A 13,894-nucleotide genomic window follows, 5' to 3' on the forward strand; every position below is an offset into this window, starting at 1 on the left:
GTGACCTCCTCCAACGCCGATTCGATCGCGGGGCGGCTGCGGGCGGTCTCCCCGCGCCTGGCGGTCCCCGCCGGCTCCACCGTCGGGCCGCTCGCGGCCTTCCTGCTGGCCTGCGTCTTCTTCACCACCCAGTCCTCGCAGTTCCTGTCCGGCGGCAACCTGGCCCTGGTGATCCAGCAGGTGATGGTCGTCGGCACGCTGGCCATCGGCCAGACCCTGATCATCCTGACCGCCGGGATCGATCTGTCGTGCGGCGCGATCATGGCGTTCGGCGGGATCGTCATGGCCAAGCTGGCCGTCGACACCGGGATGCCGCCGCTGCTGGCGATCGCCGCGGGGATCACGGTGTGCGCCGCGTTCGGCCTGATCAACGGACTGCTGGTCACGCGGGTGTCGCTGCCGCCGTTCATCGTCACCCTCGGCATGCTGAACGTGGCGTTCGCCCTCACCCACATCTACTCCGACGAGCAGACGATCAGCGGGCTGCCGTCAGAGCTGACCGCGCTCGGCAACACCTTCCCGCTCGGCAGGACCGACGTCACGTACGGGTCGGTGCTGATGCTCGTGCTGTTCGCGGTGTTCGCCTACGTCCTCGGCCAGACGGCCTGGGGCAAGCACGTCTACGCCGTCGGCAACGCGCCCGAGTCCGCACGCCTCACCGGCATCCCCGTCCGGCGCCGGCTGCTGGCCGTCTACACGATCGCCGGCGCGGTGTACGGGATCGCGGCGCTGCTGCTCATCGCCCGGACGGGTGTCGGCGACCCCAAGGCCGGCCAGACCGACAACCTCGACTCCATCACCGCGGTCGTGCTCGGCGGCACCTCGCTGTTCGGCGGGCGCGGCCTGGTCATCGGGACGCTGATCGGCGCGCTGCTCGTCGGGGTCATCCGCAACGGCCTCCAGCTGATGGGAGTGCCGTCGATCTACCAGATCCTGATCACCGGCATCCTGGTGATCCTGGCGGTGACCGTCGACCAGATCTCCCGCAAGAGGTCCCAGCGATGAACGAGGAAGCAGTGGTGGACAAGGAATCCGGTACGGCCCAACCGGTTCTGAAGGCGCGCGGACTGGTCCAGCGGTACGGGCCCGTCACGGCGCTGGACGGCTGCGACTTCGACCTGATGCCCGGCGAGGTGCTGGCCGTCATCGGCGACAACGGCGCCGGCAAGTCGTCGCTGATCAAGGCCCTGACCGGCGCGGCCCGTCCCGACGAGGGGAAGATCTGGCTCGACGGCGAAGAGGTGCACTTCAGGTCGCCGCTGGACGCCCGCCGCCAGGGCATCGAGACCGTCTACCAGAACCTGGCGGTCGCCCCCGCGCTCGACATCGCGAGCAACCTGTACCTGGGCCGCGAAAAGCGCCGCAAAGGCCCGCTCGGTACCGTGTTGCGAATGCTCGACAAACCCGCGATGAAGGCCGCGTCGGCCCGGCACATGAGCGAGCTGAACATCGGCCTGCAGTCCCTGACCGGCGCGGTGGAGAACCTGTCGGGCGGGCAGCGCCAGGGCGTCGCCGTCGCCCGCGCCGCCGCCTGGGCCAGCCACGTCGTCATCATGGACGAGCCGACGGCCGCGCTGGGCGTCAAGGAGTCGGCGCAGGTCCTCCAGCTGATCGGCAAAGTCCGCGACCGCGGCCTGCCAGTGGTGCTGATCAGCCACAACATGCCGCACGTGTTCGAGATCGCCGACCGGATCCACATCCAGCGGCTCGGCCGCCGCGCCGGCGTGGTCAAGCCCGCCGACCACTCGATGTCCGACGTCGTCGCCATCATGACCGGAGCCGTCCAACTATGATCACGGTCATCGGGGAGACCGTGGCGGACACCTTCGTGCCCGCCCACCAGCCCACGCCCGGCGCGCTCGACCTGCGGGTGCGGCCGGGCGGCGGGCCGGCCAACACCGCCGTCGCGCTCGGCAGGCTCGGCGCGCCCGTCACCTTCGCCGGGCGGATCCCGGCCGGCCCGCTGGGCGACCTGCTGCGCGCCTACCTCAGCGACTCCGACGTCGACCTGTCGCGGGCCGTCACCGCCGCCGAGCAGGCGACCCTGGCGCTGGCGGCCGTCGACGAGGCCGGTCACGCCCAGTACGCCTTCTACGCCAACGGCACCGCCGACTTCCAATGGACCGCCGCCGAACTCGCCTCCGCGACACCCGAATCAGCCTGCGTCCACGCCGGCTCACTGGCCCTTGCCCTGGAGCCCAGCGGCCCACTGATCGAGAAACTCCTGCACGAACGCCGCGCCGCCGCCACGATCTCGATCGACCCCAACATCCGCCCCGGCATCGTCCCGCCCGACCGCTACCGCCGCCTGCTGCCCGGCTGGACCTCGGTCGCCGACGTGTTCCGGCTCAGCTCCGACGACCTCACGGTTCTGCGCCCCGGGGCGACCCTGCCGCAGGCATGCGACGACTGGCACGCCGACGGCGTCCGCCTCGTCGTCATCACCTGCGGAGCCGACGGCGCGTACGCGTCCCTGGACGGGCAGCGCTTCCAGGTGCCCGCCCGCCCGGTCACCCCGGTCGACACCGTCGGAGCCGGCGACGCCTTCACCGCCGGCCTCCTCTACCGCCTCCACACCGGCGGAGCCCTCGGCGAGCGCCTCACCGGCCTCACCCCCGACCTGCTCACCAGGGCCCTGACGTTCGCCTCCGACGTGGCCGCCGAAACCTGCCGCAAACAGGGCGCAGACCCTCCACGCCTGGCCGACCTCGCCGCCTGACTCCCTCCCCCGCCAACTGACCGCTCGCGGACGCGCGCGGAGGGGCGAACGGGAAGGCTCTCACTTGGAACTCGGCGGTAACGCCGCTGTCATCGTTCGCGGCGATGCTGACGTAGGAGAGTTCGCTCGGCTCGGTCGCGTACCGCCGCGCGGGACGGGACCGCATGGCCCCGTCCCGCGTGCCGGTCATGAGCCGGCGGGCTTGCCGGCCCGGCTTCCGCCGCACGGCAAAGGCGCCGTCGGCGGGAGTCGTCGTGGTCAGATGCGGTCGGCCGCGATCAGGAGATAGTGGAAGCTTCCGTCGGTGTAGGCGTTGAGGAACGCCTCCTCGATGCCGGTCGCCAGATGGGAACGTTCCCGCAGGCGCCAGTACGGGATCGTGGCGGGGGTCAGGTCGATGACGTCCATCGGGACGAGGCGGTGGGCGGCCATCGCCGCGAAATAGGCGCTGCGCGGATGGATGTCGCAGATGTAGTGCGTGTTGATCTGGCTGACCGACCTGGACGGCAGGCCGTACACGTCGTTGTAGCAGCCGGTGATGCACACGTAGCGGCCACCGGGCTTCAGGAGCCTGCTGTGTTCGGCGAAGAGCTCGTCGAGGTTGACGTACATCGTGGACTCGTTGTTCCAGATGCCGTCGAACGAGCCGGTGTCGAAGCCGGTGTCGAGCATGTTGCGGAACTCGAACGTCACCTTGTCGGCCACGCCGCGCGCGCCGGCCTGCTCGTTGGCGAAGGCGACCTGCTCCTCGGAGATCGACACTCCCGTCACCTGGCAGCCGAATCGCTGGTTGGCCATGAAGCTCGTGCCGCCCCGCCCGGACCCGGCGTCCATGAGCCGGCCCGCGGCCGGAATCGGGCCGAGGTGATCGAGCAGGATGTCGGCCTGTGCGGTCTCCAGCCGGTGCAATTCGGCGGTGAGGCGTTCTTCGCGGGTCTCCTCCGGGCCTTCCAGCACCGACCAGTCGGGATCGCCGATGCCGTAGTGGTGGTGATAGGTGCCCGAAACCTTGCCCAGCTCGAGGTTCACCGGATCGCGTTCGGCGTTCCAGTAGTCGGCGACCGAGCGCTGGTAGGCGCTGGCCAGAACACTTTCGGCGGGAGCTGTCATGAAGCGTCCTTCCTGGAGTAACGGGCGTTGGTGGCGTGCCATTCGAAGCCGCCGCCCATCCACGCCCGCAGCCCCCGCAGGAACCACTGGAGTTCAGGGGACGGGACGGCGGCCAGTGCCTGGTGGTCGCGCTCGAAACCGCGGACCAGGTCGTTGTGGTGCTCGACGGCGATCGCGGCGGCCTCCGGAAGCGAGCAGCCCCGGTCGGCCGCTACCAGCAGCACCAGGTTGCACACCGGTTTGTCGTCGGCGGCGTCCTTCTCCACCGAGTGCAGATCGTTGACGATGACGGACGCGGTGCCAGCGCGGAACGCCGCGTGCCGCACCCGCGGGTCGTAGAAGAGGTTCGCGGGCACCTCGTAGCCTCCGACCACGTCGATCAAGGTCATGGACGTGTAGAAGCTGTCGTGCTGGCGAGCCGCCAGATACTCCCAGGCGGCCGGGTGCTCACCGCGTTCGCGCCAGGACGCGTAGGCCGTCCAGCTCACGAACATCGCGAACGTCGAGTAGCAGATGCGCTGAACCTGGGCGGGCGTGGCGTGGCGGCCCAGGTGCTCGACGGCCGAGCTGAACATGCGCAGCACGAGGTCGTCGGCCATGGCGTCCTGCAGCGGAGACGTGAACTCGCCCGCGGGCGGCGGGGGGTCCATGGCCGACATCGCGAGCGTGAGGCGTTCGGGCAGCAGGGCCGGTACGGCACCCAGCGCGGTGTCGTCGGCGTAGTAGTCGTCCGCGGCCCACCAGCTCGCGTTGAGCTGGGCGGCGACGAGGAGGGCGTCGGGATCGCCGGTGTCGGGATGGGTGAGCATGGCGAGGCGGCCGAACCGGGCCTCGCTCAGTCCGGCGAGCTCGTGTTCCTGGAAGCCCCGTTCGGCGGCCCAGGCCAGCAGCCGCGCGTCGACCTCGGCGGCGAGCCGGTCATCGACGCGTTCGACGGGCGGGCAGTACAGGGGCGGCCCGCTGCCGTCCCCCCACGCGCGCTCGACGTAGGTGACCTGCGGAGCGAGCGCCAGCGGCGGGCAGCCGCGCCCGGGCGGGCACGCACCGAACAGCGCGGGGAACTCGGCCGCGGCCGTGCCCAGCCCGGTCGGTCCCGGCGTCCGCCACGCCCCCGCCGCCGCGAACCCGCCAAGGAGATTCCCATGCATGATCCCGGACCTCTTTCGTCGCTCCGAACCTCTGGAGAATCTCACGCAGAGTATCGAATCGAACACCATAGGTCACTGGCCCACCAGTAACAGGACAAGCACCTCCAGGAACGATCAACCCACCGACCTGCGCATTCCCGTGAACGGCGATGCGCGGCCATGACCCTCTTCCCGCTGGACCGAGCCGGCCCACCGCGACAGACAGTGCCCACAGGGCGTCGGCGATCAGAATTCGCCAACAAAAATCCACTACGTATAGTGACAGTTTAACTACTCACTGCTACTTTGAGCGTCGTTCCCGCGCCAACCGGGCAACGGGACCACACCACAACGGAGACCCCCCGCACATGACAAAGACACTCGCCCGCACCGCCGTGCTCGGCATCACCGCCCTGGCCTTCGCGGCGGTCGCCGCCGGCACCGCCGCCGCCCACTCCGTCGCCATCGCCCCGGCCCTCGGCCCCGACCCGAAAGTAGCCCCCAACGTCGCTCCCCACGTCGCGCCGCATGTCGCTCCGCAGGTCGCTCCCGGAGTGGCTCCCAACGTCGCCAACGGCTAGACCGACGGCCGATCCGCACCGTGTCCCGCGGCAAGCCGGCGCCAACGACGAGCACCGCATGCGGCGGCGCCGACCGGGACGACCTTGCCGCCAAGGCGGCGGCGAGAATCGGGCGACATGAAATAGCCGAACCGCCGCGGGGAACACCGCGCCCACCGGATTCGCACCATCCGGTCGCGGCGCGCTGACCAGCCCCGCCGGTACCGGCGCGGCGCCCGGCCGCCGAGGGAGAGCCTTCTCGGCGGCCGGGCGCCGCAATCGGCACGCACGTCATCCAGACCCTGGCCTGCCTTCGGCCGGGTAGAACTCGTCCAGCGGGTAGGCAGCAGTACTGAGCCGATGTCACTCGTGGAGGAGGAATCGACGTGGCCCGCCATGTCGAGATCGAGCGCAAGTACGAGACCGATCATGAGTTCACCCTGCCCGACCTACGCGATGTCCCGGGGTTGTCGAGCGTCGCTCCCCCGGTGCGGCATTCGCTCCTGGCCCGCTATCACGACACCGAGGACCTGCGGCTCGCCCGCCACGGCATCACGTTGCGCCGCCGGACGGGCGGAGATGACGACGGCTGGCATCTCAAGCTGCCCAAGACCGGGGACGAGCGGCACGAGATCGGCCGCCCCGCCGGCGACCCCGCCGACGGGGTGCCCGCCGAGCTGGCCGACCTGGTCCTCGCCCGCACCCGCGGCGGACCTCTGATCCCCGTCGCGGAGCTGCGCACCGACCGCACCGAGTACGCGCTGCTGGCCGACGACGGATCGGTCCTGGGCAAGCTCGCCGACGACCGCGTCTCCGGCCTCCGGCTCGGCCGGCTCGGTGAGGGAGTCACCTCCTGGCGCGAGCTGGAGGTCGAGCTCGTGGCGGGCCCACCCGACCTGCTGGCGAACGTGGGCGACCAGCTGATCGACTATGGAGCACGATCGAGCGACGCGCCCGCCAAGCTCGCCGTCGTGCTCGGCGACGATGCCGTCCCGGCCGAGCCTCCCGCCAGAACGCGCACCGCCGCCGAGGTCATGACCGGTTACCTGCGCGCGCAGGCCGACCGGATGCTCTCCTACGACCCGCTGGTACGGCTGGCCGACCATGACGACGACTCGGTGCACAAGATGCGCACCTCCATCCGCCGGATACGGAGCGTCCTGCGGACCCATCGCCGCCTGCTGGACCGTGGCCGGACCGACGTGCTCGACTCCGAGCTGAAGTGGCTGGCCGGCGTCCTGGGCGAGGTCCGGGACCTGGAGGTGCTCCAGGCTCGCTTCCGTGACCAGCTCTCCAGGTTCCCCGCCCCGCCCGCCCAGCCGGGCTGGCTGTCGGAACTGGCGATCCAGGAGGGCCTCGCCCGGGACAGGGTGCGCGACCGGCTCCGCAGCGCCCGTTACATGGCCCTGCTGGACCGCGTCGACACCATGCTGGCCGATCCGCCGGTCACCGATCGCGCCCACCGCTCGGCGCGCGAGCAGCAACGCAAGATCGTGGCCCGCGCACGGCGCAAGATGATCCGCAAGTACAAGGCCGCCGAGGCGTTGCCGGAGGGCCCGGACCGGGACGCGGCGCTCCACGGGACGCGCAAGGCGGCCAAACGGCTGCGCTACACCGCGAAGGCCGCCGAGCCCGTGCTCGGCAAGCCCGCTCGCCGTATCTCCCGCCGCGCCAAGAAACTGCAGGACGTGCTCGGCGCCCATCAGGACCGCATCGTCGCGTCCGAGCATCTGTCGCGGGTCGAGAACGCGAGGGCCGACAGCCCGGCCGACGGCTACACGCTCGGGCTGCTCATCGCCGTCCAGGAGGGGGCCGACACGCTCGAAGACCTTCCCGGTACATGGAAGAAGGCCGCCGACGGCAAACTCGCCAAGAAGCTCTGATTCGCGGGCAAGGATTGACAGGCCGGGACCCCTCCGTCAATGTAAGCAAGCGCTTCTTTGATATGCCGGAAGCGATCTGAATCGGGGGCAGGCGGAAGGGACTCGGCCGTGCGAAGCCCCCTGGTGTTCGGTGTCGGCATGTCCGTCGCGCTGTCCGGCCTCGGCGCGTGCTCGGACGCTCCGAGCGGCCCGTGCCGGACGGTCGTGGTCGCCGTGGCGGCGAGCGTGGCGGCGCCGATGCGCACCGCCGCCGCCCGGTTCCAGGGGAACGAGGTGGACGGGCGATGCGTCTCGGTGCGGATCGAGCCGAGGTCCCCGGCGTCGGTCTCGGAGACTCTGGCCGGCACGGTGGAGGAGCCCGGCGCCGCTCCGCCGGACGCGTGGATCCCCGATTCGTCGCTCTGGATTCCACTGGCGCGCAGCGGCAGCGCCGGCCCCGCGGCCGTCGCCTCGGCCGGGCCCTCGCTGGCGAGTTCGCCCATCGTCTGGGTGCTGTCGGCGAGCGCCGCCCGCCGGTTCGGCGCGCAGGGAGCGAAGGCGAGCTGGCGTTCACTCATGCCGAGCGGAATCCCCGACCCCAAGCAGCGGGCGAACGCCGACGCGCCGCGATTCGTGGTCCCCGAGCCGGCCACCTCGACCGCGGGGATGGGGCCGCTGCTGGCCCTGCACACCCTCGCCGGACCCGGGCAGCGTGGGCTGCTGAACTTCGCGACCGCGATGCTGGCTCTGCGCGCGATGACCGTCAAGGACCCCGTCGCGGTGCACGCCGCGGTCGGCGAGACCGGGCGGACGACGATCGGCGTCGCATCCGAGCAGTCTCTGCTGGAGAACGAAGCTGTTGGCGAGCGCACCCTCGTGCCCGTCTACCCCACAGAGGGCACGATCGTGCTCGATTATCCGTATGCCCGCGTCACCCATGACAGAGGCCAGGGCAAGGCGGCCGACGCCTTCGGCAGATTCCTTGGGGAACAGACCACACGTGAGCTGCTGATCAACGCCGGCTTCCGCACCCCTGAAGGTCGGGCCGGCACTGCCCTGGATCCCAAACTCGGCTTCGCTCCAGAGCCGCCCAAGCGGATCCAGTTGCCCGACTCCGCGTCCGCCGTGAAGATCCGCGAGATGTGGAACCGGATGCGGCTGGGCGCCCGCCTGCTGGACGTCCTGGACGTCTCGCCGTCCATGCGCCAGAAGGTGCCCGGCACGTCCACCAGCCGGCTGACCGCGCTCAGCCGGCAGATCCAGCAGAGTCTCCAGCTCACCCCGGACTTCGTGGAGATCGGGCTCTGGGAGTTCGCCACCAGGCTCGACGGCGCCCGCGACCACCGCGAGGTGGTGCCCATCCGGGCGGTCGGGTCCGCGAAGAACGGTGTCCGGCAGCGGGAGCGGCTGATCTCCGCGGTCGCCCGCTCGACGCCGGTCCCGGGAACCCATACCGGCTTGTACGACACGATCCTGGCGGGCTTCCGCGAGGTCAGCCGGCACCACCGGCCCGAGGTCTTCAACGTGGTGACCGTCTTCACCGACGGCGAGGAGAGCGACCCCTTCAACGGCATGAAGCTCGACGAGCTGATCCGCACGCTCCGCGAGGAGTACGACCCCGCGCGGCCGGTCAGCATCATCATCGGCGCCTATGGCGACGACATCGACACCCGTCCGCTCAAACGGATCGTGCAGGTCACCGGCGGCAAGGTCTATCTGTCGAAGGATCCGCGGCAGGCGCAGCGCATCTTCGGCGACCTGCTGGTGCGGATGTTGTGCAACGGCGCCCAGTGCCCGGTCGCCTAGCGCCGGCGTCCGCCCGGATCACCGGTCGATGACGACCTGCTGGCGCTCACCGGACTTGCCGGCGGCCTGCGGCACGCCGCGCACGAACACTCGCGCGGCACCGCCGTCGCTGAGCACGAGGATGAGCGGGGCGGTGTTGAAGTGCACGGACTCCCCGGACTTGACGAGCCGGTTGAACAACACCTTGCTGCCCTGTGTGCTGGCGAAAACGTGGCAGCCCGCTCCGGTGACCGTCACGGTCACCAGCCGCTGCGTCGGCCGGACCTTCTCGGCCACGGTGTCGGCCGGCGCCGCCGGTGGTTCGCGCCCGTCCAGGCCCATCCCGAGCACGCCCACTCCCACGAACGCGAGCATGGCGGCGAGACCGATCGGCACTCCCACGGACAGGAGCTGCCGCTTGGCGTTCGCCTTCGCCCGGTGCCGAGCCATAGCCCGGAGGCTACCGCCGATGCACTCACCGGACCAGACGGTGCGATCAGGTTCCGGTTTCCTTGCGGGATCGCGCGGCGGACGAGGGTGGTCAGAGCGTCCAAGCAAGCGTACGCTTGGGCGCTGACGTCCGGTCGAGAGGGTGCGGAGCCGCGGTGGACCAGCTCGGAATGTCGCGCAGGCGAGTGCTGGGCGCGGGTGCGGGCGGCCTCCTCGCGGCCGGCCTGCCCGGCAGGGCCGTGGCCGATGATGGTCGGCGCGGGCCGAACATCCTGTGGCTCGTGAGCGAGGACAACAGCCCGTTCATCGGCGCGTACGGGGACCGGCAGGCGCGGACACCCGCCATCGACAGGCTGGCCCGGGAGGGCGTGCGGTACGAGAACTCCTTCGCCACCGCGCCGGTGTGCGCGCCCTCCCGATTCGCGATCATCACCGGCATGTCCCCGGAGAGCTGCGGCCCCGGCCGAGGACATGCGGGCCGGCGGAAGGATCCCCTCGTTCCTGCGCGGCTTCCCCGAGTACCTGCGAGCGGGCGGCTACTACTGCACGAACAACGCCAAGACCGACTACAACGCGCCGATCGACGCGCGGCGAACCTGGAACGACTCCAGCGCCTTCGCGCACTGGCGCAACCGGCCGAAGGGCGCGCCCGTCTCCTCCGTCGATCTGGCGCCGACAGTATTGTCGCTGGCCGGCATCGGGATTCCGGCGTACATGCAGGGCGCCTCCCTGACCGCCCGCCGTCCCCGCTATGCGTTCGGCATGCGCAACCGCATGGACGAGCGGTACGGCATGATGCGTACCGTCCGGGACGAACGGTTCCGCTACATCCGCAACTACTCGCCGCACCGCGTCTACGGCCCGCGTGATGCGTGGCGGCTCCTACCTCTGCCACTCCTCGTACTGCCACCGCTACCGCGTCGCGGCGCGCTCCAGCAACACACCGGACTCCGCCTCGGCCAACATTGGCTTCCGGTGTGCGAACCCCGTCGCTGTCTAGCCCCCTGTGAAGTGGACCAGTCGGCCGCTACTGGAGGCCGAGCGAGCGGGCGAGGTGGGTGGTCCACCAGCCGAGCTGGGGCTCGGAGGCGGTGGCCTCCCCGCCGGTGAGGCCGGCGCTGCGGCGGAACGCCGGGCCGTAGAGGGGCTCGGTGGCCAGGGCCTGGTGGAGAGCGGCGACGGCGAGCCGGGTGTCCTCGACGGGCGTGTCGCCGGCGTCGGGTCGCAGGGCGTGGAGCGCGTCGACGACCGGGGCGAGCATCCCCGACCCGTCGTCGCGCCACCCGGCGGCGTGCAGCGCCACGGCCAGCTCGCCGTAGCCCCGGCGGTAGAAGGCCGCCAAGGCGCCGACCAGCTCACCTAGGTCGGCGCCGCGGTCGAGCCAGGACTCCAGCACCTCCTCCACCCCGGCCCGGATCGTCCGGCCGCCGTGGCGCAGCAGAGCCGCCAGGAGGCGGTCACGCGTCCCGAAGTGGTGGCTGACCCCCGCATCGGTCATGCCGACGCGAGTGGCGATCGCCCGGACCTGGACGGCGGCCACGCCGCCTTCGGCCAGCAGGCCTTCGGCCGCGTCCAGGATCAGGCGCCGCGCCTCCTCGGGCGGACGGCGCACACGCGAAGGTGTCACGCCGATCACCTTACCTTGACCAACCAAGGTAGGGCGCCTACCGTCTTACCTTGACGCCACAAGGTATGGAGCCGCCATGACCGACCCGCGTGCACGCCGAATCGTCCGGCCCGACGCGGTCCTCCGGGGGGACGAGTCGGGTGCCGGGCCGACCGTCCTACTGCTCCATGCCGGTGGTGAGCGCCGCCGGGTGTGGACGCCGGTGATCGACGTCCTCACCGGCGCCGGGTTGCGGTGCGTGGCCTTCGATCAGCGCGGGCACGGCGACAGTGGCGGCTTCCCGCGGGCGCTCGCGCCCTACGCCGGCGACGTGGCCGCCATGCTCCACGCCGAACCGCCGGGCTGCGTGGTGGTCGGCGCCTCGCTGGGCGGGCTCGCCGCCGTCGCCGCCCTTGAGGATCCGGCGGTGCGAACGAGACTGGCGGGTCTCGTGCTGGTGGACGTCGTCCCCGACCTCGAGCCCCGCCGGGTCCGCGGCTTCCTCGCTGCCGGCGGCCTGCTCGGCACCCACACCGAGCTCGTCGACGACATTCTCGGCCAAGTTCCACGGCTGCGGCACAATCTCGCGGGGCTCGACCTGCCCGTCCTGCTCGTCCGAGGCGGCGACGGGTCCGCCGTGACCGGCGAGGACGTCGACAAGCTACTGCGCCTGGCTCCGCAGGCAACGGTGATCCGCATCTCCGGTGCCGGACATCTCGTCGCCCGGGACCAACCTGCGGCGCTGGCCGAAGCCATCGCCACCGTCACCGCCGAGTGGCCGGCGCTGGCGCTCCTGCGCGATCTCGGCGCGGGGCAGGTCGCCCACCCCGGCGGAAACCTGCTCGACCACCTCCAGCGGGTGTGCGAGCTGGTGGAGAGCTGGGGTGGCGGTCGGCGCGTGCGCCTCGCCGCGCTCTGCCACGCCGCCTACGGCACCGACGGCTTCCCGCACGCGCTGCTGCCGCGCGGGCGGCGAGGCCGCCTGCAAGCGGCGATCGGCGACGAAGCCGAGTCTCTCGTCTACCTCTACGACGCCTGCGACCGAAGCACGACCTACACCCGCCTCGGCGCATCGCCGCTCCCCCTCACCGATCGGTTCACCGGTGAGGTCATCGCGCTGGCCGATGCCGATCTCACCGATTTCGCTCTGCTCACCATCGCCAACGAGCTCGACGTCGCCCGCAACGCTGCGCTCACCCCCGAAGCCCGCCGCGACATCCGTGCCCTCGTCGCCGTGCTGGCGGCCTACGTCCCCGACGTCGCCGCCCTGGCCCTCGCCGATCCGTCCCTCGTCTGAGGTCAAAACAGCCGCAAGGTTCGCGCAAGGCTCACGCAAAGACGAACGCGGACTATGAGACACGTACAGATCCTTTTGCACACGAAACGAGCTGATCATGGAGGATCGGCATGGCTCTCAAACGTTTTCGTGGTGGCGGCTCAGGAAGATGGTCGAGGCTGCTGGTCGTCGTGGCGAGCACAGCCGCGTTGACGACGGTGCTGTCGGGCACCGCCGACGCCGCCGCGGCGGCCTGCGCCAAGGCGGCCGGTCAGGGCGACGGCGCGCCGGACTCGGCCGCGAGGTTCGCGAGCGCGATCGGCGACCTCGCGCAGTGGGGCACCAAGGCGCCGTACGCGGGCGCGTTCGCCAGCATCAAGGTGGATGAGAAGGCCCAGCGTGTCACCGTCTTCGCCAAGGACGTCGATCGCGCCCGCACGGTGGTCGCCGCCGCGCGCGGACGGGTCGATTCCCGCGTGCGCAAGCAGGTGAAGGTCGAGGTCCACCAGAGCAAATACAGTCGCGCCGAGCTTGAGACCGCCCGCGAGCGGTTCTTCAAGTCCGTTCCGCAGCTGAAGCAGGCCGGTACCGAGGTGTACGGAGTCTCAATCAAGCCTGATGGGCTCGCCGTGGACGTGCCAGACCCAGCCAAGGCCACCTCGCTCATGCAGACACGGGCCTTCACCGGCGCGGCTCCCGGTGTCGACGTGTCCTTCCGGCGCGGCGAACGCAGCAAGGACGCCCCCGTGGCCAAGGAGACCGTAGGGGTACTCAGCAGAGCTGACGATTACCCGCCGTTCGCGTCAGGCACCTACATGGGTCATCCCCTGCTCGGGAACTGCTCCACCGCGTACTCGATCGCCCAGAGCAACGTGACGTACCTGATGACCGCGGGGCACTGCTTCAACCCGGGCACGCAGATCTCCACCGCGGGCGGCTCCCCCGTCGGCCGCGTCGTGTCGCACGACACCCTGACCGACGCCGCGTCCATCGCGACCAACACCTGGAGCGGGGTGTTCTACTTCGGCGAGAACTGGACGCACTTCCGCGACTCGCTGTGGTCCTACGACAACGAGCGGGTCTGCCACAGCGGATACATCAGCGACCAGATCTGCCTGACCGTGGTCGACGAGGAGTACTGGTGGATCGGCGACAACGGCTACCAGCGGATGGGCGTTCGCGCCCTGGCCGATCCAGGATGCGGGCCGGGTTCCTACGAAGGTGACAGCGGCGGGCCGGTGTGGTCCTGGCGCGGCGACTGGGGCCTGCACAGCCGGGGCCTGGTCAGCAGCGGCGGTTTCGCCAGCAACTACATCAACTTCACCGAGACCAACCGGCTCCTCGAACGATGGCCGGGCACTCGCCTGCTCACCAGGTGACCGCTCGTACGACGACGCCA

General features: G+C 70.8%; 14 protein-coding genes. 10 read left to right on the top strand and 4 right to left on the bottom strand.

The genetic code is table 11. The features are described 5' to 3' along the window. The 3 genes from ACGFNU_RS14410 to ACGFNU_RS14420 are packed head-to-tail and all read left to right on the top strand — an operon-like array spanning position 1 to position 2,719. Positions 1–1,005, top strand: coding sequence for an ABC transporter permease (locus tag ACGFNU_RS14410; RefSeq protein ID WP_392593613.1), 1,005 nt, complete (start codon positions 1–3; stop codon positions 1,003–1,005). Next, positions 1,002–1,793, top strand: a complete 792-nt coding sequence (locus tag ACGFNU_RS14415) for an ATP-binding cassette domain-containing protein (protein ID WP_392593615.1) — start codon at positions 1,002–1,004, stop codon at positions 1,791–1,793. Before ACGFNU_RS14410 ends, ACGFNU_RS14415 begins: the two co-directional genes overlap by 4 nt. Beyond that, positions 1,790–2,719 carry a carbohydrate kinase gene (locus tag ACGFNU_RS14420; RefSeq protein ID WP_392593616.1) on the top strand — a complete coding sequence of 310 codons (930 nt, stop codon included), beginning with the start codon at positions 1,790–1,792 and terminating at the stop codon, positions 2,717–2,719. The genes ACGFNU_RS14415 and ACGFNU_RS14420 overlap by 4 nt, the downstream gene beginning before the upstream one ends. Before the next feature lie 258 nt (positions 2,720–2,977). On the opposite strand, the gene ACGFNU_RS14425 is transcribed toward ACGFNU_RS14420, so the two are convergent. Beyond that, entirely contained in the window at positions 2,978–3,829 is an 852-nt protein-coding gene (locus tag ACGFNU_RS14425) for a geranyl diphosphate 2-C-methyltransferase (protein WP_392593618.1), read from the bottom strand. Continuing rightward, the gene (locus tag ACGFNU_RS14430; RefSeq protein ID WP_392593620.1) at positions 3,826–4,977 is read right to left on the bottom strand and encodes a family 2 encapsulin nanocompartment cargo protein terpene cyclase; all 1,152 of its coding nucleotides are present in this window, start codon (positions 4,975–4,977) and stop codon (positions 3,826–3,828) included. Before ACGFNU_RS14430 ends, ACGFNU_RS14425 begins: the two co-directional genes overlap by 4 nt. 347 nt (positions 4,978–5,324) lie before the next feature. On the opposite strand from ACGFNU_RS14430, the gene ACGFNU_RS14435 reads away from it, so the two are divergent. The 3 genes from ACGFNU_RS14435 to ACGFNU_RS14445 all read left to right on the top strand — a co-directional run bounded on the left by ACGFNU_RS14435 (position 5,325) and on the right by ACGFNU_RS14445 (position 9,184). Next, the gene (locus ACGFNU_RS14435; protein WP_392593622.1) at positions 5,325–5,537 is read left to right on the top strand and encodes a hypothetical protein; all 213 of its coding nucleotides are present in this window, start codon (positions 5,325–5,327) and stop codon (positions 5,535–5,537) included. 365 nt (positions 5,538–5,902) lie between these two features. Then, a complete protein-coding gene (locus ACGFNU_RS14440) occupies positions 5,903–7,399 on the top strand; it encodes a CHAD domain-containing protein (RefSeq protein WP_392593623.1) in 1,497 nt (498 codons plus the stop codon). A gap of 108 nt (positions 7,400–7,507) precedes the next feature. Beyond that, positions 7,508–9,184 (top strand): substrate-binding domain-containing protein, encoded by a 1,677-nt coding sequence (locus tag ACGFNU_RS14445; RefSeq protein ID WP_392593624.1) that lies wholly within the window; start codon positions 7,508–7,510, stop codon positions 9,182–9,184. A gap of 18 nt (positions 9,185–9,202) precedes the next feature. Here the strand turns inward: ACGFNU_RS14445 and ACGFNU_RS14450 are convergent, their stop codons facing one another. After that, positions 9,203–9,613, bottom strand: a complete 411-nt coding sequence (locus tag ACGFNU_RS14450) for a hypothetical protein (RefSeq protein ID WP_392593626.1) — start codon at positions 9,611–9,613, stop codon at positions 9,203–9,205. Between the two features lie 170 nt (positions 9,614–9,783). Here ACGFNU_RS14450 and ACGFNU_RS14455 point away from each other — a divergent pair, with 170 nt between their 5' ends. Beyond that, positions 9,784–10,482 (top strand): sulfatase-like hydrolase/transferase, encoded by a 699-nt coding sequence (locus tag ACGFNU_RS14455; protein ID WP_392594899.1) that lies wholly within the window; start codon positions 9,784–9,786, stop codon positions 10,480–10,482. Then, the gene (locus tag ACGFNU_RS14460) at positions 10,482–10,613 is read left to right on the top strand and encodes an SUMF1/EgtB/PvdO family nonheme iron enzyme (RefSeq protein ID WP_392593627.1); all 132 of its coding nucleotides are present in this window, start codon (positions 10,482–10,484) and stop codon (positions 10,611–10,613) included. The genes ACGFNU_RS14455 and ACGFNU_RS14460 overlap by 1 nt, the downstream gene beginning before the upstream one ends. 27 nt (positions 10,614–10,640) lie before the next feature. On the opposite strand, the gene ACGFNU_RS14465 is transcribed toward ACGFNU_RS14460, so the two are convergent. After that, positions 10,641–11,240 carry a TetR/AcrR family transcriptional regulator gene (locus ACGFNU_RS14465; RefSeq protein WP_392593629.1) on the bottom strand — a complete coding sequence of 200 codons (600 nt, stop codon included), beginning with the start codon at positions 11,238–11,240 and terminating at the stop codon, positions 10,641–10,643. Between the two features lie 76 nt (positions 11,241–11,316). Between ACGFNU_RS14465 and ACGFNU_RS14470 the strand changes: the two genes are divergently transcribed. Beyond that, a complete protein-coding gene (locus ACGFNU_RS14470) occupies positions 11,317–12,516 on the top strand; it encodes an alpha/beta fold hydrolase (RefSeq protein ID WP_392593631.1) in 1,200 nt (399 codons plus the stop codon). Between the two features lie 110 nt (positions 12,517–12,626). Continuing rightward, the gene (locus ACGFNU_RS14475; protein ID WP_392593633.1) at positions 12,627–13,874 is read left to right on the top strand and encodes a hypothetical protein; all 1,248 of its coding nucleotides are present in this window, start codon (positions 12,627–12,629) and stop codon (positions 13,872–13,874) included. Positions 13,875–13,894 lie beyond the last annotated feature (20 nt).

Origin of the sequence: Spirillospora sp. NPDC048911 (assembly GCF_043198015.1) — a bacterium.
In the GTDB taxonomy this organism is placed as follows: Bacteria; Actinomycetota; Actinomycetes; order Streptosporangiales; family Streptosporangiaceae; genus Spirillospora.